The sequence below is a fragment of the Burkholderia ubonensis subsp. mesacidophila genome (assembly GCF_002097715.1).
Classification (GTDB): Bacteria; Pseudomonadota; Gammaproteobacteria; order Burkholderiales; family Burkholderiaceae; genus Burkholderia; species Burkholderia mesacidophila.
In genome coordinates, this window is record NZ_CP020737.1 from 299,889 (window position 1) to 324,597 (window position 24,709).

The 24,709-nt window shown below is 63.6% G+C and carries 15 protein-coding genes, 5 tRNA genes and 3 rRNA genes; 12 read left to right on the forward strand and 11 right to left on the reverse strand.

The genetic code is table 11. From position 1 onward, the window contains the following. Positions 1-137: 137 nt before the first annotated feature. Positions 138-2,408 (forward strand): NADP-dependent malic enzyme, encoded by a 2,271-nt coding sequence (locus B7P44_RS01405; protein WP_084899857.1) that lies wholly within the window; start codon positions 138-140, stop codon positions 2,406-2,408. Positions 2,409-2,547: 139 nt separating this feature from the next. On the opposite strand, the gene B7P44_RS01410 is transcribed toward B7P44_RS01405, so the two are convergent. After that, complete coding sequence (locus tag B7P44_RS01410) at positions 2,548-6,138, reverse strand: indolepyruvate ferredoxin oxidoreductase family protein (RefSeq protein ID WP_084899861.1); 3,591 nt, start codon at positions 6,136-6,138, stop codon at positions 2,548-2,550. 348 nt (positions 6,139-6,486) lie between these two features. On the opposite strand from B7P44_RS01410, the gene B7P44_RS01415 reads away from it, so the two are divergent. After that, complete coding sequence (locus tag B7P44_RS01415) at positions 6,487-6,681, forward strand: hypothetical protein (RefSeq protein ID WP_084899865.1); 195 nt, start codon at positions 6,487-6,489, stop codon at positions 6,679-6,681. A 120-nt stretch (positions 6,682-6,801) separates the two neighbouring features. On the opposite strand, the gene hppD is transcribed toward B7P44_RS01415, so the two are convergent. After that, the gene (gene hppD, locus B7P44_RS01420; protein ID WP_084899867.1) at positions 6,802-7,899 is read right to left on the reverse strand and encodes a 4-hydroxyphenylpyruvate dioxygenase; all 1,098 of its coding nucleotides are present in this window, start codon (positions 7,897-7,899) and stop codon (positions 6,802-6,804) included. Between the two features lie 218 nt (positions 7,900-8,117). Between hppD and B7P44_RS01425 the strand changes: the two genes are divergently transcribed. Further along, positions 8,118-8,642 carry an Lrp/AsnC family transcriptional regulator gene (locus B7P44_RS01425; protein ID WP_060234787.1) on the forward strand — a complete coding sequence of 175 codons (525 nt, stop codon included), beginning with the start codon at positions 8,118-8,120 and terminating at the stop codon, positions 8,640-8,642. A 67-nt stretch (positions 8,643-8,709) separates the two neighbouring features. Here the strand turns inward: B7P44_RS01425 and B7P44_RS01430 are convergent, their stop codons facing one another. The 8 genes from B7P44_RS01430 to paaA form a co-directional block, all read right to left on the reverse strand. Beyond that, a complete protein-coding gene (locus B7P44_RS01430) occupies positions 8,710-9,357 on the reverse strand; it encodes a GNAT family N-acetyltransferase (RefSeq protein WP_084899869.1) in 648 nt (215 codons plus the stop codon). Positions 9,358-9,591: 234 nt separating this feature from the next. Further along, a complete protein-coding gene (locus B7P44_RS01435; RefSeq protein WP_084899871.1) occupies positions 9,592-10,197 on the reverse strand; it encodes a TetR/AcrR family transcriptional regulator in 606 nt (201 codons plus the stop codon). A 15-nt stretch (positions 10,198-10,212) separates the two neighbouring features. Beyond that, positions 10,213-11,022, reverse strand: a complete 810-nt coding sequence (locus tag B7P44_RS01440) for a DUF1835 domain-containing protein (RefSeq protein ID WP_084899874.1) — start codon at positions 11,020-11,022, stop codon at positions 10,213-10,215. A 149-nt stretch (positions 11,023-11,171) separates the two neighbouring features. After that, the gene (gene paaE, locus B7P44_RS01445; RefSeq protein WP_084899877.1) at positions 11,172-12,260 is read right to left on the reverse strand and encodes a 1,2-phenylacetyl-CoA epoxidase subunit PaaE; all 1,089 of its coding nucleotides are present in this window, start codon (positions 12,258-12,260) and stop codon (positions 11,172-11,174) included. 1 nt (position 12,261) lies between these two features. Then, complete coding sequence (paaD, locus tag B7P44_RS01450; protein WP_084899879.1) at positions 12,262-12,819, reverse strand: 1,2-phenylacetyl-CoA epoxidase subunit PaaD; 558 nt, start codon at positions 12,817-12,819, stop codon at positions 12,262-12,264. A gap of 25 nt (positions 12,820-12,844) precedes the next feature. Continuing rightward, on the reverse strand, positions 12,845-13,648 hold the full coding sequence (paaC, locus tag B7P44_RS01455) for a 1,2-phenylacetyl-CoA epoxidase subunit PaaC (protein ID WP_084899882.1): 804 nt from the start codon (positions 13,646-13,648) through the stop codon (positions 12,845-12,847). Positions 13,649-13,658: 10 nt separating this feature from the next. Next, a complete protein-coding gene (gene paaB, locus B7P44_RS35835; protein ID WP_010092957.1) occupies positions 13,659-13,943 on the reverse strand; it encodes a 1,2-phenylacetyl-CoA epoxidase subunit PaaB in 285 nt (94 codons plus the stop codon). A gap of 36 nt (positions 13,944-13,979) precedes the next feature. Further along, a complete protein-coding gene (gene paaA / locus B7P44_RS01460) occupies positions 13,980-14,978 on the reverse strand; it encodes a 1,2-phenylacetyl-CoA epoxidase subunit PaaA (protein ID WP_088511396.1) in 999 nt (332 codons plus the stop codon). Between the two features lie 205 nt (positions 14,979-15,183). Between paaA and B7P44_RS01465 the strand changes: the two genes are divergently transcribed. The 6 genes from B7P44_RS01465 (at position 15,184) to rrf (ending at position 22,307) form a co-directional block, all read left to right on the forward strand. Further along, the gene (locus tag B7P44_RS01465) at positions 15,184-16,443 is read left to right on the forward strand and encodes an SGNH/GDSL hydrolase family protein (protein WP_084906336.1); all 1,260 of its coding nucleotides are present in this window, start codon (positions 15,184-15,186) and stop codon (positions 16,441-16,443) included. Between the two features lie 578 nt (positions 16,444-17,021). Beyond that, positions 17,022-18,554, forward strand: a 16S ribosomal RNA gene (locus B7P44_RS01475). Positions 18,555-18,617: 63 nt separating this feature from the next. Beyond that, positions 18,618-18,694 (forward strand) — tRNA-Ile (locus B7P44_RS01480). An 87-nt stretch (positions 18,695-18,781) separates the two neighbouring features. Further along, a tRNA-Ala gene (locus B7P44_RS01485) sits at positions 18,782-18,857 on the forward strand. Between the two features lie 337 nt (positions 18,858-19,194). Then, a 23S ribosomal RNA gene (locus B7P44_RS01490) occupies positions 19,195-22,076 on the forward strand. A gap of 118 nt (positions 22,077-22,194) precedes the next feature. Beyond that, positions 22,195-22,307: ribosomal RNA gene (gene rrf, locus B7P44_RS01495) — 5S ribosomal RNA — on the forward strand. The 16S, 23S and 5S rRNA genes sit together here with 2 tRNA genes alongside, the layout of an rRNA operon. Positions 22,308-22,592: 285 nt before the next feature. Here the strand turns inward: rrf and B7P44_RS36110 are convergent. Further along, positions 22,593-23,288: a hypothetical protein gene (locus tag B7P44_RS36110; RefSeq protein WP_133118076.1), complete on the reverse strand. Its 696-nt coding sequence runs from the start codon at positions 23,286-23,288 to the stop codon at positions 22,593-22,595. Between the two features lie 1,117 nt (positions 23,289-24,405). On the opposite strand from B7P44_RS36110, the gene B7P44_RS01500 reads away from it, so the two are divergent. The 3 genes from B7P44_RS01500 to B7P44_RS01510 all read left to right on the forward strand — a co-directional run bounded on the left by B7P44_RS01500 (position 24,406) and on the right by B7P44_RS01510 (position 24,708). Beyond that, a tRNA-Tyr gene (locus B7P44_RS01500) sits at positions 24,406-24,491 on the forward strand. 43 nt (positions 24,492-24,534) lie between these two features. Further along, positions 24,535-24,608, forward strand: a tRNA-Gly gene (locus B7P44_RS01505). A gap of 25 nt (positions 24,609-24,633) precedes the next feature. Next, positions 24,634-24,708 (forward strand) — tRNA-Thr (locus tag B7P44_RS01510). Position 24,709: the final 1 nt, after the last annotated feature.

The window sequence follows — 24,709 nt, forward strand, 5'->3', positions numbered from 1 at the left end:
CGAGGTTCGATCGCGCGCCGATCCGGTGCGCAACGGCCGTCGCAGTCGAATACCCCCTCGATCCACGCGTCCGCGGCTCAAGGTGCTGCGTACTGAGCACTCGCATTTTCCTTTCGCATGTCTCTCGCAGGTCAATCATGGACGAACAACTGAAGCAGGCCGCTCTCGCCTATCACCTGAACCCGAAACCCGGCAAGATTTCGGTCACCCCGACCAAGCCGCTGTCGAACCAGCTCGACCTGTCGCTCGCGTATTCGCCGGGCGTCGCGGCCGCGTGCGAGGCGATCGAGGCCGATCCGCTCGACGCGCAGAAATACACGTCGCGCGGCAACCTCGTCGGCGTCGTGACCAACGGCACGGCCGTGCTCGGCCTCGGCAACATCGGCCCGCTCGCCGCGAAGCCGGTGATGGAAGGCAAGGGCTGCCTGTTCAAGAAATTCGCGGGCATCGACGTGTTCGACATCGAGCTGGCGGAGACCGACCCCGACAAGCTCGTCGACGCGATCGCGATGCTCGAGCCGACGCTCGGCGGCATCAACCTCGAGGACATCAAGGCGCCGGAGTGCTTCTACATCGAGCAGAAGCTGCGCGAGCGGATGAAGATCCCGGTCTTCCACGACGACCAGCACGGCACGGCGATCATCGCGTCGGCCGCGATCCTGAACGGCCTGAAAGTGGTCGGCAAGAAGCTGGACGAAGTGAAGCTGGTCTGCTCGGGCGCGGGCGCGGCGGCGATCGCGTGCCTGGACCTGCTGGTGAAGCTCGGCCTGAACAAGGCGAACGTGCTCGTCGCGGACTCGAAGGGCGTGATCTACGAAGGTCGCGGCAACCTCGATCCGTCGAAGCAGCGCTACGCCGCGGCCACCGATGCGCGCACGCTCGGCGACGCGATCGTCGGCGCGGATGTGTTCCTCGGCTGCTCGAGCGCCGGCGTGCTGAAGCAGGACATGGTCAAGACGATGGGCGACCGTCCGCTGATCCTCGCGCTCGCGAACCCGGAGCCGGAAATCCGCCCGGAAGACGCGAAGGCCGTGCGCCCCGACGCGATCGTCGCGACCGGCCGTTCGGACTACCCGAACCAGGTCAACAACGTGCTGTGCTTCCCGTTCATCTTCCGCGGCGCGCTCGACGTCGGCGCGACGACGATCACGGAAGAGATGAAGCTCGCCTGCGTGCGCGCGATCGCCGAGCTGGCCGAGGAAACCGACCAGAGCGAGGAAGTCGCGAAGGCGTATGAAGGCCATTCGCTCGAATTCGGCCCGGATTACCTGATTCCGAAGCCGTTCGACCCGCGCCTGATCATCAAGATCGCGCCGGCCGTCGCGCAGGCCGCGATGGATTCGGGCGTCGCGACCCGTCCGATCCAGGACATGGACGCGTACCGCGAGCAGCTCGGCGCGACCGTCTACCGCACCGGCATGGTGATGCGCCCGGTGTTCGCGACCGCGAAGAAGGCCGCGGCCCGCATCGTGTTCGCCGAGGGTGAGGACGAGCGCGTGCTGCGCGCTGCGCAGTTCGTGCTGCAGGAGAAGATCGCGAAGCCGATCATCGTCGGCCGTCCGTCGGTGGTCGAGATGCGCTTGCAGAAGATCGGCTCGAAGCTGAAGGCCGGCGTCGATTTCGAGATCGTCAATCCGGAAGACGACACCCGCTATCACCAGTACTGGCAGGCGTACCACGAGATCGGCGCGCGCGACGGCGTGACGCCGGAAGTCGCGAAGGCGGCGATGCGCAAGTTCAACACGCTGATCGGCGCGATGCTCGTCCACCTGGGCGATGCGGACGGCATGATCTGCGGGATGATCGACACGTACCACAGCCACCTGAAGTTCATCGAGCAGGTGCTGGGCCGCGCGAAGGGCGCCGAGCACTTCGCGGCGATGAACCTGCTGATGCTGCCGGGCCGCAACCTGTTCCTGTGCGATACGTACGTGAACGAGGTGCCGAGCGCCGAACAGCTCGCCGACATGACGATCCAGGCCGCGGCCGAGATCGAGCGCTTCGGCATCACGCCGAAGGCCGCGCTGCTGTCGAACTCGAACTTCGGCAGCGCGCCGTCGGCGTCGTCGCGCCGGATGGCCGAGGCCCGCAAGCTGATCGTCGAGCGCGCGCCGCAGCTGGAAGTCGACGGTGAAATGCACGGCGACGCGGCGCTGTCCGAAGTGGTCCGCAAGGCCGCGTTCCCGGGCACGACGCTGTCCGGCGAAGCGAACCTGCTGATCATGCCGAACGTGGAAGCGGCGAACATCGCGTACAACCTGCTGAAGATGGTCGGCGGCGAAGGCGTGACGGTCGGCCCGCTGCTGCTCGGCGCTGCGAAGCCGGTCCACATCCTGACGCCGGCCGCGACCGTGCGCCGGATCATCAACATGACGGCAGTCGCCGCGGCGAACGTGAACACGAAGTAAGTTCGCGCCTGCGGTCGCGCCGCGCCTTGCGCGCGGCGCAAAAGAAAACGCCACGGAACCCGGGTTCCGTGGCGTTTTTTCATGGTGAGCGACAACAGGCGGCCGGCGTCCGCGCCGCGAACGCCGGCCGCGCACCCGGTCAGGCGACCTGCTGCCGGCTCTGGCCGCCCGTCGGCGAGCGCCACTGCGCGAGCAACGTGTTCCACTTCGTGCGAACCGCGCGCAGGTTGTTCTCCTTCACGTGGCCGTAGCCGCGGATGCCGTCCGGCAGCGCGGCCAGCTCGAGCGCGAGCGGGCGGTTCGCGGCCGTCAGCTTGCCGACGACTTCACCGATCAGCGCTTCGTACTCGCCGATCAGTGCACGCTCGGTGCGGCGCTCCTCGGTGCGGCCGAACGGATCGAGACCGGTGCCGCGCAGGACCTTCAGCTTCGCGAGCATCCGGAACGCCGGCATCATCCACGGGCCGTACGACTTCTTCACCAGATGGCCATGCGCATCCTTCTTCGCGAACAGCGGCGGCGCGAGGTGGAATTTCAGCTTCCAGTCGCCTTCGAACTGCGCGGACAGGCGCGCGAGGAACGCCGGATCGGACTGCAGCCGCGCGACCTCGTATTCGTCCTTGTACGCCATCAGCTTGAACAGGTTGCGCGCGACCGCCTCGGTCAGCGGCTCCTGCGTGTCGCCGTCGGCCAGCGCGCGCTCGGCGGCGCGCACATGGTCGACGAACGCCGCGTAGCGCGCCCCGTAGGCCGCGTTCTGGTACGCGGTGAGGAACTCGACCCGCTTCGCGATCAGCGCGTCCACCGACTTCTTCGTGTGCAGCGCGATCACCGTCGCACCGGCTTGCGCGGCGCGCGCGCCGCCGGTCGCGGCCTGCTGCACGCTCGCGAGGTCGTGTGCGGCGCGGCGGCCCCAGTCGAACGCCGCGCGGTTCTTGTCGACCTGCACGGCGTTCAGCTCGATCGCGCGCTCGAGCGACGCGAGCGTGAGCGGCAGCCAGCCCTTCTGCCACGCGTAGCCGAGCACGAACGGGTTCGTGTAGATCGCGTCGCCGAGCAGCGCGACCGCGAAGCGGTTCGCGTCGACGAGATCGACCGCGTCGCCCGCGGCCGCGCGGATGTCCTGCTCGGCCGACACGCCCGGGAACGCCCAGTTCGGGTTCTTGATGAAGTCGGCGGTCGGCGTCTGCGCGCTGTTGACGACGACGCGCGTCGCGTCGTGCCGCATCCGCGACGTGCATTCATCGCCGGCCGTGACGAGCGCGTCGCAGCCGATCACGAGGTCGGCCTCGCCCATCGCGATCCGGGTCGCGTGGATGTCGGTCGGCGCGTGCGAGATCTGCACGTGGCTCATCACCGCGCCGCCTTTCTGCGCGAGGCCGGTGACGTCGAGCACGGTCACGCCCTTGTTCTCCAGGTGCGCGGCCATCCCGAGCAGCGCGCCGATCGTGACGACGCCCGTGCCGCCGACGCCGGTGACGAGCACGCCGTATGCACGGTCGATCGCCGGCAGTTCCGGTTCGGGAATCGGCGGCAGCGCGCTGCCGTCGACCGACACGGCCTTCGGCTTTTTCAGCTGGCCGCCCTCGACCGTGACGAAGCTCGGGCAGAAGCCGTTCACGCACGAGAAGTCCTTGTTGCAGGTGGACTGGTTGATCTGGCGCTTCGTGCCGAATTCGGTTTCCAGCGGCTCGACCGACAGGCAGTTCGATTTCACCGAGCAGTCGCCGCAGCCTTCGCACACCGCGTCGTTGATCACGACGCGCTTCGCCGGGTCCGGGAACGCGCCGCGCTTGCGGCGGCGGCGCTTCTCGGTCGCGCAGGTCTGGTCGTAGATCAGGATCGTCGTGCCTTCGATCTCGCGCAGCTCGCGCTGCACGCCGTCGAGCTGGTCGCGGTGATGGATCGTCACGCCCGGCGCGAGCAGCGCGGTCTTGCCTTCGTACTTTTCCGGCTCGTCGGTGACGATCACGATCTTCTTCGCGCCTTCCGACGCGAGCTGGTGCGTGATCTGCGGCACCGTCAGCACCCCGTCGACCGGCTGACCGCCCGTCATCGCGACTGCGTCGTTGTACAGGATCTTGTACGTGATGTTCGCCTTCGACGAGATCGCCGCGCGCACCGCGAGCAGGCCCGAGTGGAAGTAGGTGCCGTCGCCGAGGTTCGCGAACACGTGCTTTTCGTTCGTGAACGGCGCCTGGCCGATCCACGGCACGCCTTCTCCGCCCATCTGGCTGAAGGTACTCGTGTTGCGGTCCATCCACACGGTCATGTAGTGGCAGCCGATCCCCGCGATCGCGCGCGAACCGTCCGGCACGTTGGTCGACGTGTTGTGCGGGCAGCCCGAGCAGAACCACGGCTTGCGCTCGGTCGTCACGTGCGGCTTCGCGAGCGCGGTTTCCTTCGCGTGAATCACCGCGAGCCGCGCGGCGATGCGCGCGCGCACGTCGGACGGCAGCTCGAACTTCTCGAGGCGCGTCGCGATCGCTTTCGCGATGATCGCGGGCGACAGCTCGTAGTGCGCGGGCAGCAGCCAGTTGCCCATCGGCACCGACCATTCGCCGCCGGCGCCGTCCTTCTCGTCGAACTTGCCGAACACGCGCGGGCGCTGCGCGTCCGGCCAGTTGTACAGCTCTTCCTTGATCGCGTATTCGAGGATCTGGCGCTTTTCCTCGACGACGAGGATCTCGTCGAGGCCGCGCGCGAACGCCTGCGCGCCCTGCGCTTCGAGCGGCCACACGCAGCCGACCTTGTACAGGCGGATGCCGATGCGCGCGCAGGTTTCGTCGTCGAGGCCGAGGTCGGTCAGCGCCTGGCGCACGTCGAGGTACGCCTTGCCGCCCGTCATGATGCCGAAGCGCGCGTGCGGCGAGTCGATCTCTATGCGGTCGAGCTTGTTGGCGCGCACGTAGGCGAGCGCCGCGTACCACTTGTAGTCGAGCAGGCGCGCTTCCTGCACGAGCGGCGGGTCGGGCCAGCGGATGTTCAGGCCGCCGTCCGGCATGATGAAGTCGGACGGCAGCACGATCTCGGTGCGATGCGGGTCGATGTCGACCGATGCCGACGATTCGACGACGTCGGTCACGCACTTGAGCGCGACCCACAGGCCCGAATAGCGGCTCATCGCCCAGCCGTGCAGGCCGAAGTCCAGGTATTCCTGCACGTTCGACGGGAACAGCACCGGCAGGCCGCAGGCCTTGAAGATGTGTTCGGACTGGTGCGCGAGCGTCGACGATTTCGCCGCGTGGTCGTCGCCGGCGAGGACGAGCACGCCGCCGTGCTGCGACGAGCCGGCCGAGTTCGCGTGCTTGAACACGTCACCGGTGCGGTCGACGCCCGGGCCCTTGCCGTACCACATGCCGAACACGCCGTCGTGCTTCGCGCCGGGGTACAGGTTCACCTGCTGCGAGCCCCACACGGCGGTGGCGGCGAGATCTTCGTTGAGACCGGGCTGGAAAACGATCTGGTGGGAAGACAGGTGCTTCTTGGCCTTCCACAGCGATTGGTCGAGGCCGCCGAGCGGGGAGCCGCGATAACCGGAGATGAAGCCGGCGGTGTTGAGGCCGGCGGCGCGGTCGCGTTCCTGCTGGAGCATCGGCAGGCGCACCAGCGCCTGGATGCCGCTCATGTACGCGCGGCCGCGTTCGAGGGTGTATTTGTCGTCAAGCGTGACGGACTTCAGCGCGGCTTCTAGGGACGCGCGTTGGCCTGCGTCTAGCGGGGCATTCATTGATGAGTCTCCTCCAACCAGTCTGGGATCGCCAAAACTTCGATTGCGTCGGCGTCTTGTGGACGCGTCGGCAGTGGCCGGGATATTGGCCGGTTTTAAGCGATGGTAGCACTGGGAAAAACCCGCCGTTCGTCGTCGAAATTGCCGGGGCGGCCCTTGCCGGGGCGGCCCGTGCCGCGCCGGCCCGCCTGCAAGCAGGATTGACGCGTTACGGCATGTAAGAGCATGTAAGGCCGCTCACATCGTCGGACAATTGCCGTTAATCTGGGCGGCCTGTCGGAGGTGCCCGCCGGCGTCCATGGTTGTGACGAAAGCGGGGAGGCGCCGGCAGTTCAACAGGAGGTACCAATGAACACACGTCATATCCAGAGTTTCCTGATCGTGTCCGCCGCGTTTTTCGCGATGACCGGCCCGGTGCGCGCGCAAGGCGCGAGCGCACTGGCGGCAGCGGGCGCGCAGATGCGCCAGATCGCGCCCGCGCAGCACGCCGAGGTGCAGCCGTCGGGCGTGCGCCAGATCGCGCAGGGAGAGAATGCGCGTTGATCCGGTCGGGCGGCCGCGCCGGCCGCGACGATGAAAAAAGGGCGGGAATCCCGGGATTCCCGCCCTTTCTATTTGCGCCGTCGCACGCCCGCTGCCGCCGGGCGTGCCGCGCCTTGCACGTCAGGCCTTGTCCTGCACGACGCCGCGGCGGATCTGGTCGAGCTCGATCGATTCGAACAGCGCCTTGAAGTTGCCTTCACCGAAGCCCTGGTTGCCCTTGCGCTGGATGATCTCGAAGAAGATCGGCCCGATCTGGTTCTCGGTGAAGATCTGCAGCAGCAGGTCGTCGCGCGCGCCGTCGATCAGGATCTTGCGCTTCTTCAGTTCGTCCAGCGGCTCGCCGTGGTTCGGCACGCGGCGGTCGACGAGTTCGTAGTACGTGTCGATCGTGTCGAGCAGCTTCACTTCCTTGGCGCGTAGGCCGTCGACCGCGCGATAGATGTCCGACGCGCCGAGCGCGATGTGCTGGATGCCTTCGCCGTGATACGCGTCGAGGTATTCCTGGATCTGGCCGGCCGTTTCCGAGCCTTCCTCGTTGATCGGGATGCGGATCTTGCCGCACGGCGACGTCATCGCCTTCGACTTCACGCCGGTCACCTTGCCTTCGATGTCGAAGTAGCGCACTTCGCGGAAGTTGAACAGGCGCTCGTAGAACTCCGCCCATTCCTGCATGCGGCCGCGGTGCACGTTGTGCGTCAGGTGGTCGATGTAGGTGAGGCCGTGGCCGACCGGGTTCGGGTTCGCGCCGGGAATCGGCTCGAAGTCGACGTCATAGATGCTGATGTCGCCGATCGCGCCCGGCTGCGCGCCGTTCTTGCCGCGCCAGCGGTCGACGAAGTAGATCAGCGAATCACCGATGCCCTTGATCGCCGGGATGTTCAGCTCCATCGGGCCGGTCTTGTTGTCGAAGCCCCATGCGCCGAGTTCGAGCGCGTGCCGGTAGGCCTTCGCGGCGTCCTGCACGCGGAACGCGATCGCGCAGATCGACGGGCCGTGCAGGCGCGCGAAGCGCTGCGCGAACGAATCCGGCTCCGCGTTGATGATGAAGTTGATGTCGCCCTGGCGGTACACCGTCACGTCCTTGTGGCGGTGGCGCGCGATCGCGGTGAAGCCCATCCGCTCGAACAGCTGGCCGAGCGCCTTCGGGTCCGGCGCGGTGTACTCGATGAATTCGAAGCCGTCGGTGCCGACGGGGTTGTCCCAGGTGGGGATCTGCATGGTTGTCTCCGGTTCCATGCCCGGCGGTCGACCGCGGCAAGCGCTTGCGCGCCCGCCCGGATCGCCGGCCGGGATTGATGCGCGCCGCGATGCGCGCGATGAATCAGTGCGTGCGACAGAGTGTAGCGGGCGAAGGGAGGCGGAAACTTGCGAACTTGAGCGTGGCTGACTACGATGGCGCAATTTCCAGTCTTGAATTGATGCTTGGGAGGCAGAAGATGGCGCAAGTGGAATTGGATGCCATCGATCGGCGGATTCTCGCGATTCTTCAGGAGAACGGCCGCCTGTCGAACCAGGAGATCGCCGAGCGCGTGAACCTGTCGCCGAGCCCGTGCCTGCGGCGGATCCGGCGGCTCGAGGAGATCGGCGTGATCACCGGCTACGTTGCGCTGCTCGATCCGCAGAAGCTCGGGCTCGACCTGCTCGCGTACGTCAGCGTGCGGCTCGAGAAGCGGGGCGGGCTCGCGCCGGTCCGCGCGGACGAGACGCCGGCACGCGCCGGCGCGACGCATGCGGAGCTGTTCCGCGCGGCGGTGCAGACCTGGCCGGAGGTGGTCGCCTGCCATGCGATGACGGGGGACATGGATTACCTGCTGCGGGTGCAGGTCGAGGACATGGCGCACTTCTCCCGCTTCGTGCAGGAGCAACTGCTGCACCATCCGTCGGTGATCGACGTGAAGACGAGCTTTTCGCTCGAGTGCTTCAAGGAGACGACGGCGCTGCCGATCCGGTCGATTCGGTAGGGGGGCGCGATCGGACGTTGGGAAGCGCGACCGGGCGCGCCGCGTCGGCGGGCCCGGTCGGCCGATGTCAGGCCGTCAGCGCGGCGGGCATCAGCGATTCGATGAACTTCGACGTGCGATGCGCCTGGCGCTTGAGCGCGTAGTCGAACACCGCGGCCTGCTCCTGCAGCATCTCGGCGATGATCGTCGAGTGGTCGGCGGGCGGCAGCGACAGGTACGCATCGGCTTCGCCGTACGCGTACTCGATCCGCATCCCGGACTTCTTCGCGATGTGCATCATCGTCGCGTTGCGCGACAGGCAGTGCATGTACAGCATCGTCACGTGCGTGTTGCGGCTGCGGATCGCCGCGCGCTCGAACAGCTTCGAGCCGACGCCGCAGCCGCGCGCGCTTTCGAGCACCGACACGCCGAATTCGGCGGTGCGCTTGTCGCCTTCGGCGGGCAGGTAGGCCAGGTGGCCGACGCCGATCAGCTCGAGCGCGTGATCGAACACGCCGAACACCGTGTCGCGGCCGAAATCGAGCGTGCGGACATAGTTCTCGATCACGTGGTCGGGCACCACCTGGCCGAAGCGCAGCAGGCGATCGTCCTCGTCGAGCGAGAGAAAGTGGGTGAGCATCTGCTCACGGTCTTTGGAAGCCAGTTCCCTGACGAGAACCGGCGCAGCACCGGCGGTGCCGACGACATCGGCGGGGCCGTGGATATGCGTGTTCATCGTGGGTTCCTCAATGTGTGACCGTACTGCGGGTTGTGCAATGCAGCAGCATTTTACCCGACAGCAGGCCTCCGGATTGGGGAAAACCCGTATTCGTTTTGGAGGCGGCGTTCTAAATACGCTTAACTAAGCGAGCAACTATTTGATTTTTAATGATTTGAAAATTCATCATATGAAATGCGTGGTGGGGTGTCGCAGTGTTTCCGCCACGCAACGCTTGCTGCTCCGCGGCAATCACGCCGGCGAAGACATCCCGCGCTCGATCAGGTCGATCACCTGCTCGGCGAAGTCGCGGTAGCCGAGGCGCCCGCCCGGCTTGAGCCACGTGAACGTCCAGTTGATCATCCCGAACACCATCATCGTCACCGACGTCTGGTTGTCCTTCGAGATCCGCTCCGGGTACGCACGCGCGAGCTGGCGCGCGAAGGCCGCGACGATGTCGCGCTGGCGGTCCAGCACGATCTCGCGCTGCGCGTCCTCAAGATACTTCACGTCGTTGAGCAGCGCGACGTGGCGGCTGTGCGACGTCTCGTATTCGGCGAGGAACGTGCGCACGAGCTCCGCGAACGCCTCGCGCTCGGTGAGGCCGCGCCGCTGGCTGGTGCCTTCGACCTCGGCGATGATCAGCATCAGCCGCTTCGTGTAGCGGTCGAGCAGGTCGAACAGGATCGCTTCCTTGCTCTCGTAGTAGTGATAGAGCCGTGCCTTCGACGTGCCGCTTGCGGTGGCAAGCTCGGACATCGACGTGCTCGGGTAGCTCGTCTGCGCGAACTTTTCGGCGGCGAGATCGAGGATCTGCTCGCGCTGGGATTCGTGATCGGGGGCTCGGGTGCGGGCCATGGTCGAATGCGGGGATTAGCGTTGCGGCGCGGTGGCGCGGGCTGCGCGCACCTGCGTGGAATGAAGGTCGGCGGTGTCGTCCTGCAGCTCGAGGCGGCCGGCGGCGGCGAGTTCGCGGCAGCGCCACAGCGCGATCGAATCGCTGACGAACAGCCCGCCGCGGTCGGCATCGGCCATCACGCCGCCGGCGAGGCGTCGCGCCGGCAGCCAGCCGGCCTCCGCATGCGCGAGGATCAGCGTGTCGAGGTCGCCGTAGTGGCCGCTCTTGATCGTGTTGCTGACCCAGTAGCGGAGTTCGGCGTCCAGATGCTTGGCTTCCTGCCATTCGAGCGCGAGCCGGCCGATGCGCAGCACCGAGATCGGGGCCGCTTCCGGCAGCTTCGCGAGCAGTTGCGCCGGCGAGAACATGCCGGTCGCGCACGCGCGGTCGGCGCGCGTCGACGCCGTGCCGAGATCGGCGTCCGACAGCCGCACTTCGTTCAGGCGCTGCGGCACGTTGCGCAGATGGTAGGCGACGCGTCGCAGCAGCAGCTTGTCGCCGACGCTCGGCGCATGCCAGACGACCACCTGGCCGGTGTCCATCGCGAGCAGGTCGAGGCGCGCGAATTCGCGCTCGACTTCCGCCTTCCAGTCGGAAATCTGGTCGCCGAGCACGCGCTGCCAGAACGCGGCGCGGGTCTCCAGCGTCTCGTCGACGCCCTTGAGCGGCCCGACGGCCAGGTCGTCGAGCAATCCGACGACGCGCTCGTCGCGTCCCGCCTGGGCGAGCGCCTCGTTGAGTGACGCGGCGGCGCTGCCGCCCTGAATCACGTGAATGGTACTCATCGGCCTGTGGTCAACAAAAGAAAACCGCCGGCCGGCCGGACTTGCGTCGTCCGGCCGGCGGGCGGCCCCTAGTGTAAGCGAGATGTGTGACGGCGAGAAACCGGCCGGCGGGCGACACCCGGTCGCGGAGCCGGCGCCGCGCCGCTCGCTCAACGTTCGTCGTAGCTGACCACGACCTTGTCGCTGACCGGGTGGCACTGACAGGTGAGCACGAAGCCGTCCTTCACCTCGTGCTCCTCGAGCGTGTAGTTCTTCTCCATCCGCACTTCGCCTTCGAGCACCTTCGCGCGGCACGTGCAGCACACGCCGCCCTTGCACGCGTACGGCAGCGCGAGGCCCGCGCGCAGGCCGACGTCGAGCAGGCTCACGCCTTCGTACGGCAGGCGCAGCTTGCGCTTCTTGCCGTCGAGGACGATTTCGAGTTCGGCGGCGGGCGTCGCGTCGGTGATCTCGACGGCCGGCACGCCGGCCTGCGGCAGCGGCGTGCCGAAGCGTTCGACGTGGACCCTCGCCTGCGGCACGCCCGCCGCCTTCAGCGCGGCCTCCGCCGCGTCCATCATCGGCGCGGGGCCGCAGATGAACGCCTCGTCGATCGAGTCGGCCGGCACCAGCGTGTCGAGGAACGCCGCGCACTTCGCCTGGTCGAGCACGCCGTTGAACAGCTCGACGTCCTGGAGGTCGTCGGACAGCACGTGATACAGCGCGAAGCGGTTCATGTAGCGGTTCTTCAGGTCCTCGAGCTCCTCCGCGAACATGATCGCGTCGACGCTGCGGTTCCCGTAGATCAGCGTGAACGTGCTGCGCGGCTCGAGTTCGAGCGTCGTCTTGACGATCGCGAGCACCGGCGTGATCCCGGAGCCGCCGGAGAACGCAACGTACTGCTTGCCGTGCTCCGCGTTCAGGTGCGTGAAGAAGCGGCCGTCGGGCGTCATCACGTCGATCGTGTGGCCGGGCTTCAGCGTATCGAACGCGAAGTTCGAGAAGCGCCCGCCGCGCACGCGCTTGATGCCGATGCGCAATTCGCCGTCGCGGTCGTAGTCGGTCGTGCCGACGCAGATCGAATACGAGCGGCGCGTCTCCTCGCCGTCGATATGGGTTTTCAGCGTGACGAACTGGCCTTGCGTGAAGCGGTATGCGTCGCGCAGCTCGGGCGGGATCTCGAACGAGACGGTCACGGCGTCGGCGGTCTCGGGCCGCACGTCGCGGATACGCAGCGGGTGGAATTGCGGGGTCGCCATATCAGTAAGGTTTGAAGTAGTCGAAGGGTTCGCGGCAGTCGACGCAGCGATACAGCGCCTTGCAGGCGGTCGACGCGAATTGCGCGAGCCGCTCGGTGCGCGCGGAGCCGCAGCGTGGGCAGACGGGCGCCGCGACCGGCCGCGGCACGAAGCGCACGACAGTCTCGCGCGGCGCGGCGCTGCCGCACTGGCCGACCGGCGGCGCGATCCCGTAGGCGCGCAGCTTGTCGCGCGCTTCCTGCGTGATCCAGTCGGTCGTCCACGCGGGCGCGAGCACGGTCTCGACGCGGTGCGGCGGCAGGCCGGCCTGCTGCATCGCGGCCGCGATGTCCTCGGCGATCTGCGACATCGCCGGGCAGCCCGAGTAGGTCGGGGTGATCACGACCTCGAGCTGGCCGTCGTCCGCGCGCCGGACGTCGCGCAGGATGCCCAGCTCGCGGATCGACACGACGGGGATTTCCGGATCGGGCACGGCCTCGAGCACTTCCCACGCCCGCGCGAGCAGCGGATCGGCGTGGTGCGGGGCGGGCGTGGCGGCGAGGGCGGATGAGGCGGACATCGCGAGGCTCCGTTTGACGTGTGCGTTACCAGGTCGCGCCGGGATGCTGGCGCGCGAGGCTCTGCATTTCGGCGAGCAGGTAGCCCATGTGCTCCGAGTGCTCGCCCTGCTTGCCGGTGGTGACGTGCTGGACGGGCGCCGGCAGCGTCAGCGTCGCCTCGGCGAGCGCGTCGTCGACGTCGGCGCGCCACGCGGCTTCGAGCGTGGCCGGCGCCGGGCCGATGCGCTGCGCGGCGATCGCGTCGTCCACCTGGTCCGCCGCGAAGAACTCGCGCGTGTACGGGGTCAGGTAGTCGAGCGCGGCCTGCGCACGGCGGTGCGATTCGTCGGTGCCGTCGCCGAGCCGCACCAGCCACTCGCGCGCGTGGTGCAGGTGATAGCGGGTCTCCTTCACCGATTTCGCCGCAATGGCGGCCAGTGTCGCGTCGGCCGACGTTTCGAGCGCGCTCCACACGTGCAGCATCAGCGCCGCGTAGAGGAAGTTGCGCACGATCGTCACCGCGTAGTCCTTGTCGGCGTGCGCGGTGCCCGACACCGGGCCGTAATGCGGCAGCTCGGCGAGGGTGAAGTTCGCGAATTCGCGCTCGGTGCGGAAGTACGCGTAGTCGTCCTCGGTCTTCGCCGCGCCGTTGAGCTGACGTTCGAGGTCGGCCGCGTGCGTATACAGCATCCGCGCCTGGCCGATGAGGTCGAGGCTCATGTTGGTCAGCGCGATGTCTTCTTCGAGAATCGGGCCGTGGCCGCACCATTCGGCGTTGCGCTGACCGAGGATCAGCGCGTTGTCCGCGAGGCGCAGCACGTAGCAGAGGTGTTCGGGCGTGATCGTCATGGCGCGGGCGTTACATGTGGTTGACTTCATCGGGCAGCGTGTAGAACGTCGGGTGGCGATAGATCTTGTCGCCGGCCGGCTCGAACAGCTCGGCCTTCTCGTTCGGATCCGACGCGGTGATCGCCGACGACGGCACCACCCAGATGCTTACGCCTTCCTGGCGGCGCGTGTAGACGTCGCGCGCCATGCGCAGCGCCATCGATGCGTCGGCGGCGTGCAGGCTGCCGCAATGCTTGTGGTCGAGGCCCTGCTTGCTGCGCACGAACACTTCCCAGATCGGCCATTCCTTGTTCATCACTCTCTCCTGAATCCTGAATTCGATGGTTGCCGCTCAGGCGGCTTGCTGTTCGGCGCGGGCGCGGCGCTTCGCTTCGTGCGCGAGCGCGGCTTCGCGCACCCACGCGCCGTCGTCGTGCGCCTTCACGCGGGTTGCGAGGCGTTCCTTGTTGCATGGGCCGTCGCCGTTGACGACGCGCCAGAATTCGTCCCAGTCGATCGCGCCGTAGTCGTAATGGTCGCGCGCCTCGTTCCATTTCAGGTCGGGATCGGGCAGCGTCACGCCGAGCACCTTCGCCTGCTCGACGGTCGCATCGACGAATTTCTGCCGCAGGTCGTCGTTCGTGATCCGCTTGATGCCCCATTTGGCCGACTGGTTGCTGTGCACGGAGTCGGCATCGCTCGGGCCGAACATCATCAGCACCGGCCACCACCAGCGGTTCACCGCTTGCTGGACCATCGCGCGCTGCGCGTCGGAGCCTTTCATCATCGACAGCAGCGCGTCGAAGCCCTGGCGCTGGTGGAACGACTCCTCCTTGCACACGCGGATCATCGCGCGCGCATACGGGCCGTACGTGCAGCGGCACAGCGGGATCTGGTTCATGATCGCGGCGCCGTCGACGAGCCAGCCGATCACGCCGACGTCCGCCCAGGTCGGCGTCGGGTAGTTGAAGATGCTCGAGTACTTCGCCTTGCCGGTGTGCAGCGCGTCGATCAGCGCGTCGCGCGACACGCCGAGCGTTTCGGCCGCGCTGTACAGATAGAGGCCGTGGCCGGCTTCGTCCTGTACTTTCGCGAGCAGGATCGCCTTGCGCTTGAGGCTCGGCGCGCGCGAGATCCAGTTGCCTTCCGGCAGCATGCCGACGACTTCCGAGTGCGCGTGCTGCGAGATCTGGCGGATCAGCGTCTTGCGATAGGCGTCGGGCATCCAGTCCTGCGGCTCGATCTTGCCGTCCGTGGCCATGACCGCGTCGAACCGCGCCTGCTCGGGCGACTCGGCGGCGGCGTCGAGCGTTGCGACGTTGCCGGGGATGTCGAGGGATTGCGTGTACATGGCGAGGCTCTCGTCCGGTTGAATGTGTGCGAAGTATAAGCCAACCGACCGGTCGGTTAATAAATTATTTTGGCGATATCGCGTGCGATGCGGGTAAACGAGAGAAGAGAGTGGGTGTAGTCGTGCCGATGGGGAACGCGTGGCGGCGCGCGGTGCCGAACCGCATCTGCGGCACAATGCCCGCTTTCCGTTGAGGATCTTGCCGATGTCATTTCGCAGCAGTCTTGCCGCGGTCGTGCTGGGCGCGTCCGTTCTCCTGTCGCCGCTAGCGGCCGGCGCTGCGCCGGCGGGGTGGGTTGCCGCCTGGGCCACCGCGCTGCAGCCGATTCCGGAACTGGCCTCGCCGCCGCCGCTCTATCGCGCGCCCGACGTGGCGGGCAGGACCGTCCGGCAGATCGTCTACCCGACGGTGGCGGGCCGGGCGGCGCGGATTCGGCTGAGCAATGCGTACGGCAGTGCGCCGTTGGTCGTCGAGTCGGCGAGTCTGGCGCGGGCCGGTGATGGCGCGGCGTTGGCGGACGGCATGCCGATTGCGGTTCGGTTCGGCGGGCAGGCGTCGGTGACGCTGGCGCCGGGGCAGGAAATCGAAAGCGATCCGGTGACGATCGACGTGGCGACCAGACGGCCTTATGCGGTCAGCCTGTATATGGGAGCACGCCAGCGGATGACGGTCTGGCACCGCGTGTCGAACCAGCTCAATTACGTATCGGGGCCAGGCGACCACACGAAGGACGCTGGCGCCGGCGCGTTCCGGACCCGGTTTACCCAATATGCGTGGGTGACGGAACTCGCGGTCGAGGCCGGGGCGGCGCGCGCGAGCATCGCGGCGATCGGCGATTCGATCACCGACGGGCTGCGCTCGAGCCTGAACCGCAACCACCGCTGGCCGGACGCGCTGGCGCGCCGGCTGGCGCCGTCGGATGCGATCGGCGTGGTGAATCTGGGCATCAGCGGCAACCGACTGCTCAGCGATTCGGCCTGCTACGGCACGTCGCTGCAATCCCGCTTCGATCGCGACGCGCTATCGCGCTCGGGGGTGAAGGCGGCGATCCTGCTGATCGGCATCAACGACATCAACTTTGCGGCGATGCCGCCTCACGCCGGGCTCGATTGCGATCATCCGCATACGCAGGTGAGCGCGGCGACGCTGATCGACGGCTATCGCCGGTTGATCGATGCCGCGCATCGTCGGGGCGTGAGGATCTTCGGCGCGACGCTCACGCCGGCGGCGCTGCCGGCCGGGCGCGAAGGGATCCGGCTGGAGGTGAATCGCTGGATCCGGAGCGGCGGGGCGTTCGACGGCGTCGTCGATTTCGACGAAGCGCTGCGCGATCCCGCGCGCCCGAGCGTGCTGCAGAGTCGTTACGATAGTGGCGACGGTATTCATCCGAGCGACGCCGGCTATGCGGCGATGGCGGACGCCGTGCCGGTCGAGCGGCTGCAGGCGGTGGTTGCCGGGAAGTGAGGGGGCAGGGAGCGGCGCATTTCTCCTGCTCTATATATATGAGGGGCGCGGTTGCGTGTCACCCGCCGCCGCCTGATTCATCACCTCAAAAGCCCCCGTGCGCGGCAGCGCACGGGGGCTTTTGAATTTATTTCACGAAACCCCTTGCGCAGAACGCGGGACGTGCCTAGAATCACGCCTCTTTCGCGCTAACGGCAACGCGGCGCGGAAGAGGGGAAGCGAAGCGGTTCGGGTGTCTGGATTCAGGCGCCGGGGTCGCCGAGGAAGATGAACCCCGCAGTCGCAACGATGTAGTAAAAAAGTTGTTGACGAACTGCGAAACAGTGTTCATAATCTTATTTCTCTGCTGCTGACAACGCAGCGCTGCTGAGAAAGCGGTACTTCTCGCAGAAACGCTCTTTAAAAATTAACAGCCGATAAGTGTGGGCGCTTGATGACAGCGAGCCGATCCTTGGATCGGATTAGCAAAAGTATCAAGAGTCTCACACTAAAGTAAGTCAGGTTTATGAAGCAATTCATATTCCTGTCAGCTTTGAGTGAGCGACCGGTTCTACGGAACCGAAAACAGTAACAGGTTTGAACTGAAGAGTTTGATCCTGGCTCAGATTGAACGCTGGCGGCATGCCTTACACATGCAAGTCGAACGGCAGCACGGGTGCTTGCACCTGGTGGCGAGTGGCGAACGGGTGAGTAATACATCGGAACATGTCCTGTAGTGGGGGATAGCCCGGCGAAAGCCGGATTAATACCGCATACGATCTACGGATGAAAGCGGGGGACCTTCGGGCCTCGCGCTATAGGGTTGGCCGATGGCTGATTAGCTAGTTGGTGGGGTAAAGGCCTACCAAGGCGACGATCAGTAGCTGGTCTGAGAGGACGACCAGCCACACTGGGACTGAGACACGGCCCAGACTCCTACGGGAGGCAGCAGTGGGGAATTTTGGACAATGGGGGAAACCCTGATCCAGCAATGCCGCGTGTGTGAAGAAGGCCTTCGGGTTGTAAAGCACTTTTGTCCGGAAAGAAATCCTTGATCCTAATATGGTCGGGGGATGACGGTACCGGAAGAATAAGCACCGGCTAACTACGTGCCAGCAGCCGCGGTAATACGTAGGGTGCGAGCGTTAATCGGAATTACTGGGCGTAAAGCGTGCGCAGGCGGTTTGCTAAGACCGATGTGAAATCCCCGGGCTCAACCTGGGAACTGCATTGGTGACTGGCAGGCTAGAGCATGGCAGAGGGGGGTAGAATTCCACGTGTAGCAGTGAAATGCGTAGAGATGTGGAGGAATACCGATGGCGAAGGCAGCCCCCTGGGCCAATACTGACGCTCATGCACGAAAGCGTGGGGAGCAAACAGGATTAGATACCCTGGTAGTCCACGCCCTAAACGATGTCAACTAGTTGTTGGGGATTCATTTCCTTAGTAACGTAGCTAACGCGTGAAGTTGACCGCCTGGGGAGTACGGTCGCAAGATTAAAACTCAAAGGAATTGACGGGGACCCGCACAAGCGGTGGATGATGTGGATTAATTCGATGCAACGCGAAAAACCTTACCTACCCTTGACATGGTCGGAATCCCGAAGAGATTCGGGAGTGCTCGAAAGAGAACCGGCGCACAGGTGCTGCATGGCTGTCGTCAGCTCGTGTCGTGAGATGTTGGGTTAAGTCCCGCAACGAGCGCAACCCTTGTCCTTAGTTGCTACGCAAGAGCACTCTAAGGAGACTGCCGGTGACAAACCGGAGGAAGGTGGGGATGACGTCAAGTCCTCATGGCCCTTATGGGTAGGGCTTCACACGTCATACAATGGTCGGAACAGAGGGTCGCCAACCCGCGAGGGGGAGCTAATCCCAGAAAACCGATCGTAGTCCGGATTGCACTCTGCAACTCGAGTGCATGAAGCTGGAATCGCTAGTAATCGCGGATCAGCATGCCGCGGTGAATACGTTCCCGGGTCTTGTACACACCGCCCGTCACACCATGGGAGTGGGTTTTACCAGAAGTGGCTAGTCTAACCGCAAGGAGGACGGTCACCACGGTAGGATTCATGACTGGGGTGAAGTCGTAACAAGGTAGCCGTATCGGAAGGTGCGGCTGGATCACCTCCTTTCTAGAGCTATCTCGCATAAGTTGAGCGCTCACGCTTATCGGCTGTAAATCAAGACAGACTCAGGGGTCTGTAGCTCAGTCGGTTAGAGCACCGTCTTGATAAGGCGGGGGTCGTTGGTTCGAATCCAACCAGACCCACCAATTGTCTGACGTGTCGGTGATCGTTAGCGCTTCAGCGCTTACGAGCGCCCCATGCCGACAGGCTGAAACCCTGGGAAGTCTCTGTATGGGGGCATAGCTCAGCTGGGAGAGCACCTGCTTTGCAAGCAGGGGGTCGTCGGTTCGATCCCGTCTGCCTCCACCAATCTTCAATGACAAACATTCGAATGATGATTGTTCGAGTCTTTGTCATTGGCGATTGAGCCAGTCAGAGTGATATGAGTAACACCATATCGGCTGTCGTTCTTTAACAATCTGGAAGAAGTAAGTAATTTGGATAGCGGAAGCGTCTTTGAGATGGACGTGGAAACTATCCGGGTTGTGATTGTATCGATGTATCTCAAGATGATTCGGGTCTACTCCCTTCGGGAGTGGGGCCAGCGTAAGCGCTAAAGCGCTAACGCTGGACCGACATCAATTGGAATACGGCACAACGCGAGAACTCAACCTGTAACAGTCGTCGCAAGACAGACTCGTTATAGGGTCAAGCGAACAAGTGCATGTGGTGGATGCCTTGGCGATCACAGGCGATGAAGGACGCGGTAGCCTGCGAAAAGCTACGGGGAGCTGGCAAACGAGCTTTGATCCGTAGATGTCCGAATGGGGAAACCCGGCCCTTTTGGGTCATCCTAGACTGAATACATAGGTCTAGTGAAGCGAACGCGGTGAACTGAAACATCTAAGTAACCGCAGGAAAAGAAATCAACCGAGATTCCCAAAGTAGTGGCGAGCGAAATGGGATGAGCCTTGTACTCTTTATTTGTATTGTTAGCCGAACGCTCTGGAAAGTGCGGCCATAGCAGGTGATAGCCCTGTAGGCGAAAACAGTATGAAAGAACTAAGTGTACGACAAGTAGGGCGGGACACGTGAAATCCTGTCTGAAGATGGGGGGACCATCCTCCAAGGCTAAATACTCGTGATCGACCGATAGTGAACCAGTACCGTGAGGGAAAGGCGAAAAGAACCCCGGGAGGGGAGTGAAATAGATCCTGAAACCGCATGCATACAAACAGTCGGAGCCTCGTAAGGGGTGACGGCGTACCTTTTGTATAATGGGTCAGCGACTTACGTTCAGTAGCAAGCTTAACCGTATAGGGCAGGCGTAGCGAAAGCGAGTCCGAATAGGGCGTTCAGTTGCTGGGCGTAGACCCGAAACCAAGTGATCTATCCATGGCCAGGATGAAGGTGCGGTAACACGTACTGGAGGTCCGAACCCACTAACGTTGAAAAGTTAGGGGATGAGCTGTGGATAGGGGTGAAAGGCTAAACAAACTTGGAAATAGCTGGTTCTCTCCGAAAACTATTTAGGTAGTGCCTCGTGTCTCACCTTCGGGGGTAGAGCACTGTCATGGTTGGGGGGTCTATTGCAGATTACCCCGCCATAGCAAACTCCGAATACCGAAGAGTGCAATCACGGGAGACAGACATCGGGTGCTAACGTCCGGTGTCAAGAGGGAAACAACCCAGACCGCCAGCTAAGGTCCCCAAATATAGCTAAGTGGGAAACGAAGTGGGAAGGCTAAAACAGTCAGGAGGTTGGCTTAGAAGCAGCCACCCTTTAAAGAAAGCGTAATAGCTCACTGATCGAGTCGTCCTGCGCGGAAGATGTAACGGGGCTAAGCTATATACCGAAGCTGCGGATGCGTGCTTAGCACGCATGGTAGGAGAGCGTTCCGTAAGCCTGCGAAGGTGCCTTGTAAAGGGTGCTGGAGGTATCGGAAGTGCGAATGCTGACATGAGTAGCGATAAAGGGGGTGAAAGGCCCCCTCGCCGTAAGCCCAAGGTTTCCTACGCAACGTTCATCGGCGTAGGGTGAGTCGGCCCCTAAGGCGAGGCAGAAATGCGTAGCTGATGGGAAGCAGGTCAATATTCCTGCACCATTGTTAGATGCGATGGGGGGACGGATCGCGGAAGGTTGTCCGGGTGTTGGAAGTCCCGGTCGCTGCATTGGAGAAGGCGCTTAGGCAAATCCGGGCGCAGGATTCAAGGGTGTGGCGCGAGCTCCTTAGGGAGCGAAGCAATTGGAAGTGGTTCCAAGAAAAGCCTCTAAGCTTCAGTCTAACGATGACCGTACCGCAAACCGACACAGGTGGGCGAGATGAGTATTCTAAGGCGCTTGAGAGAACTCGGGAGAAGGAACTCGGCAAATTGGTACCGTAACTTCGGGATAAGGTACGCCCTTGTAGCTTGACTGGCCTGCGCCAGGAGGGTGAAGGGGTTGCAATAAACTGGTGGCTGCGACTGTTTAATAAAAACACAGCACTCTGCAAACACGAAAGTGGACGTATAGGGTGTGACGCCTGCCCGGTGCCGGAAGATTAAATGATGGGGTGCAAGCTCTTGATTGAAGTCCCGGTAAACGGCGGCCGTAACTATAACGGTCCTAAGGTAGCGAAATTCCTTGTCGGGTAAGTTCCGACCTGCACGAATGGCGTAACGATGGCCACACTGTCTCCTCCCGAGACTCAGCGAAGTTGAAGTGTTTGTGATGATGCAATCTACCCGCGGCTAGACGGAAAGACCCCATGAACCTTTACTGTAGCTTTGCATTGGACTTTGAACCGATCTGTGTAGGATAGGTGGGAGGCTATGAAACCGGAACGCTAGTTTCGGTGGAGCCGTCCTTGAAATACCACCCTGGTTTGTTTGAGGTTCTAACCTTGGCCCGTGATCCGGGTCGGGGACAGTGCATGGTAGGCAGTTTGACTGGGGCGGTCTCCTCCCAAAGCGTAACGGAGGAGTACGAAGGTACGCTAGGTACGGTCGGAAATCGTGCTGATAGTGCAATGGCATAAGCGTGCTTAACTGCGAGACCGACAAGTCGAGCAGGTGCGAAAGCAGGTCATAGTGATCCGGTGGTTCTGTATGGAAGGGCCATCGCTCAACGGATAAAAGGTACTCTGGGGATAACAGGCTGATACCGCCCAAGAGTTCATATCGACGGCGGTGTTTGGCACCTCGATGTCGGCTCATCTCATCCTGGGGCTGTAGCCGGTCCCAAGGGTATGGCTGTTCGCCATTTAAAGAGGTACGTGAGCTGGGTTTAAAACGTCGTGAGACAGTTTGGTCCCTATCTGCCGTGGGCGTTGGATATTTGAAGGGGGCTGCTCCTAGTACGAGAGGACCGGAGTGGACGAACCTCTGGTGTACCGGTTGTCACGCCAGTGGCATCGCCGGGTAGCTATGTTCGGAAGAGATAACCGCTGAAAGCATCTAAGCGGGAAACTCGCCTTAAGATGAGATATCCCTGGGGACTAGATCCCCTTGAAGGGTCGTTCGAGACCAGGACGTTGATAGGTCAGGTGTGTAAGCGCAGTAATGCGTTCAGCTAACTGATACTAATTGCCCGTAAGGCTTGATCCTATAACAAGTCTGTTTTACAGAGCGGTTGAATGACCGCGATGTGCTGATACGCACAACCCAAGATTACTGCTTCTTCCCAGATTGGTCGCGCTGCGAAGCCGCGCGACAACCCTCTTTGCCTGATGACCATAGCGAGTCGGTCCCACCCCTTCCCATCCCGAACAGGACCGTGAAACGACTCTACGCCGATGATAGTGCGGATTCCCGTGTGAAAGTAGGTAATCGTCAGGCTCCCTTAGCCAGAAACCCCCGCCCATCCGGCGGGGGTTTTTGCATTGGCGCGCAGGAAAGGCACGGTGGTCCTCGTGCGCCGGTGTTACTGCTCGCGTACCGCGCCATCCGACGCCATCTCTCCGTTAGTTCGCCATTCCCGGCCACTTCAAACACCAGCTGGGAACTGCGTGAGATCTGCCGAACGTCCGCGTCAGGCGCGTCGGCGCCGTGCAGCCAATCCGGTCATGTCCCGGGCGTCGGCACTGCAGGTTGCCGCAGCGCGAACGAGGGGCGCTCCGGGCGTCATTCAGGACGGTCAAACGTCCGTTCACTGCGAATGCAGCAAGAGGTCGAGCTGGGCCGAGCGAGCAGACGGACATGAGCCAGCTCTGGCGACCGGCCAACCCCACGGCTGACGTTCATGGCAGCGTGCTCGGCGCGAGCAAAAGCGCGCGAACGTCGCGCCACGTCAAGATCACGCCTTCGCCCCGGCAACTTCTTTCGGCCTTCCGAATATTCATTGAACGCGGCAAAGAGCCCCTCCTTCCCGGGCGAAAGCACGAGTGGCCACTTCCAGTCCGCCATGTTCTTCGCGCCCTGGTTTCGACATCGCGAGCCGTCGCATTCAAAGCTTCGGAACGCCTCGTTAACGCATTCGTTGTCATTGCGCTCGTCCGCTGCGTGCCTTAGCGCGAGCGACACGACGTCGTTCCCCTTCGCGAAGTCGAAGGTCTCGGGGCCGACGGCCGGAAAGTGAACCGTTCGAGTCCAGTCGAGAGGCTCGCCGGTCGGGAGATCGTACGTTGTCGTCGTCCAGCCGTTCGACGAGTGAGCTGCGCCTGGCCAATCCGAAAACCATGTTGCGTCGACCGTAAACAAGCACGCATTGGCGAATGCTACCGTTGGTGTGCAGCTCGAATCGCCTTTCGGCCGGGCCATGAGTGCGAAGCCGACCGTTTCCCGAAACTTCCGATCGAGCTCGGTGTTGATGGATCGCATTGCGTCCGCGGATGGGGCGCTCGTCAGCTGCGGGGCGGACGCTCCACTTCGCTTCTCGGTGACGAATCGCCATGCGACGGCGCGATCGGTCGACGTTCCCTTGTGTGCAGAAATCTCAGTCGGCCGTTCCACGCGCAAGCAATCGCAGCCGCGTTCGATTGCCGACGATCAGTGAAAGTCCGCGTCGCAGGTGGCGCTTGTGGGCTCCAGACGGATCGGCAGGGTGGTGACCGTCTGCGCGCTTTTCCGCCACGTCCCAGATGCCGTACCGATGCGAACGAGGGGGACCAGACGCCGGTCGGCTCGTCGCAGGCGGTTGGTTCGTCGGCGCCGCCGGCGAGCGGGCATTCGACGAATTCCCCAGCGTTGACGGTCGGGACGTGCCGCGGTAGAGGCTTTCGTCCGATGCGGCATGCGCGATGTTCGCGACCAGTGAGGCAGCGATCGGAAGGGCGCACGAGAGGCCTATGGAAGCTCCTGGTGTCAGGTTCGAGTCGAGCGCCCGGCGTCCCTCTGGCGTTGCAGTCTGTACATTTCGCTCCGGACCCTACGCAGGCTAACGTGGCGTGATGAGGGGCGCCAGCAGGGGCTGAGTCACCACGCTCGAGCATCGGGAGCGGGCGCTGAGCGGCGCGGCCCACGTTCGTGCGACGCGGCGAACTCCTGTTGCCGCTATGCGCCGCAGTTGGTGGCGTTCGGCTGAGCAGCGCTGCTGCCGCGTCCGGACGCGTATTCCCAATACGGATGCGAGCGCGGCCGCATCGATCGTAAAGGGCGTCTCGGGTGCGCAAAAATCGGCCCGATTACGTTCGGCACGAAATTTGCGTTTTTTTTGCGTTTACCCGCTTGGCTTTATCGCGCGAAGGTCGTATGATGGCGGTCTTCTGATTTTTCGGCGTGAACTCTGGTTTGCGACGGAACGGTCGGAATCTGACGAAGATGCGTGCATCGGTGCGCCAGGTGTGACTTTCGTCGTTTGCGAGGGCGGTTTCGCTCGACGCGGCGTCGGTGAGGGGCTTGGGGCGTATCAGTCAGGTGCTGGTGAAGAGAATGAAAATAATCTTCGCGGTGCGCTTGACAAAGGTTCGATGCACCCCCATAATCGTCAGTTCTCTACGGAGGGGTGCCCGAGTGGCTAAAGGGGGCAGACTGTAAATCTGTTGGCTTACGCCTACGTTGGTTCGAATCCAACCTCCTCCACCAAGACATCAACGCAGAGAGCGGTAGGGAATCGTTAGTGGCCCGTGCGGGTGTAGCTCAATGGTAGAGCAGAAGCCTTCCAAGCTTACGACGAGGGTTCGATTCCCTTCACCCGCTCCAGTCTGTGCAGTTGAAGCATGAAATCGCCCATGTGGCTCAGTGGTAGAGCACTCCCTTGGTAAGGGAGAGGTCGGCAGTTCGATCCTGCCCATGGGCACCAG

Bases quoted from the DNA above. Each gene is read 5' to 3' on its own strand.
- B7P44_RS01405 (WP_084899857.1), top strand. From the start codon at position 138: ATGGACGAACAACTGAAGCAGGCCGCTCTCGCCTATCACCTGAACCCG.
- B7P44_RS01410 (WP_084899861.1), bottom strand. From the start codon at position 6,138: ATGAATGCCCCGCTAGACGCAGGCCAACGCGCGTCCCTAGAAGCCGCG.
- B7P44_RS01415 (WP_084899865.1), top strand. From the start codon at position 6,487: ATGAACACACGTCATATCCAGAGTTTCCTGATCGTGTCCGCCGCGTTT.
- hppD (WP_084899867.1), bottom strand. From the start codon at position 7,899: ATGCAGATCCCCACCTGGGACAACCCCGTCGGCACCGACGGCTTCGAA.
- B7P44_RS01425 (WP_060234787.1), top strand. From the start codon at position 8,118: ATGGCGCAAGTGGAATTGGATGCCATCGATCGGCGGATTCTCGCGATT.
- B7P44_RS01430 (WP_084899869.1), bottom strand. From the start codon at position 9,357: ATGAACACGCATATCCACGGCCCCGCCGATGTCGTCGGCACCGCCGGT.
- B7P44_RS01435 (WP_084899871.1), bottom strand. From the start codon at position 10,197: ATGGCCCGCACCCGAGCCCCCGATCACGAATCCCAGCGCGAGCAGATC.
- B7P44_RS01440 (WP_084899874.1), bottom strand. From the start codon at position 11,022: ATGAGTACCATTCACGTGATTCAGGGCGGCAGCGCCGCCGCGTCACTC.
- paaE (WP_084899877.1), bottom strand. From the start codon at position 12,260: ATGGCGACCCCGCAATTCCACCCGCTGCGTATCCGCGACGTGCGGCCC.
- paaD (WP_084899879.1), bottom strand. From the start codon at position 12,819: ATGTCCGCCTCATCCGCCCTCGCCGCCACGCCCGCCCCGCACCACGCC.
- paaC (WP_084899882.1), bottom strand. From the start codon at position 13,648: ATGACGATCACGCCCGAACACCTCTGCTACGTGCTGCGCCTCGCGGAC.
- paaB (WP_010092957.1), bottom strand. From the start codon at position 13,943: ATGAACAAGGAATGGCCGATCTGGGAAGTGTTCGTGCGCAGCAAGCAG.
- paaA (WP_088511396.1), bottom strand. From the start codon at position 14,978: ATGTACACGCAATCCCTCGACATCCCCGGCAACGTCGCAACGCTCGAC.
- B7P44_RS01465 (WP_084906336.1), top strand. From the start codon at position 15,184: ATGTCATTTCGCAGCAGTCTTGCCGCGGTCGTGCTGGGCGCGTCCGTT.
- B7P44_RS36110 (WP_133118076.1), bottom strand. From the start codon at position 23,288: ATGCGATCCATCAACACCGAGCTCGATCGGAAGTTTCGGGAAACGGTC.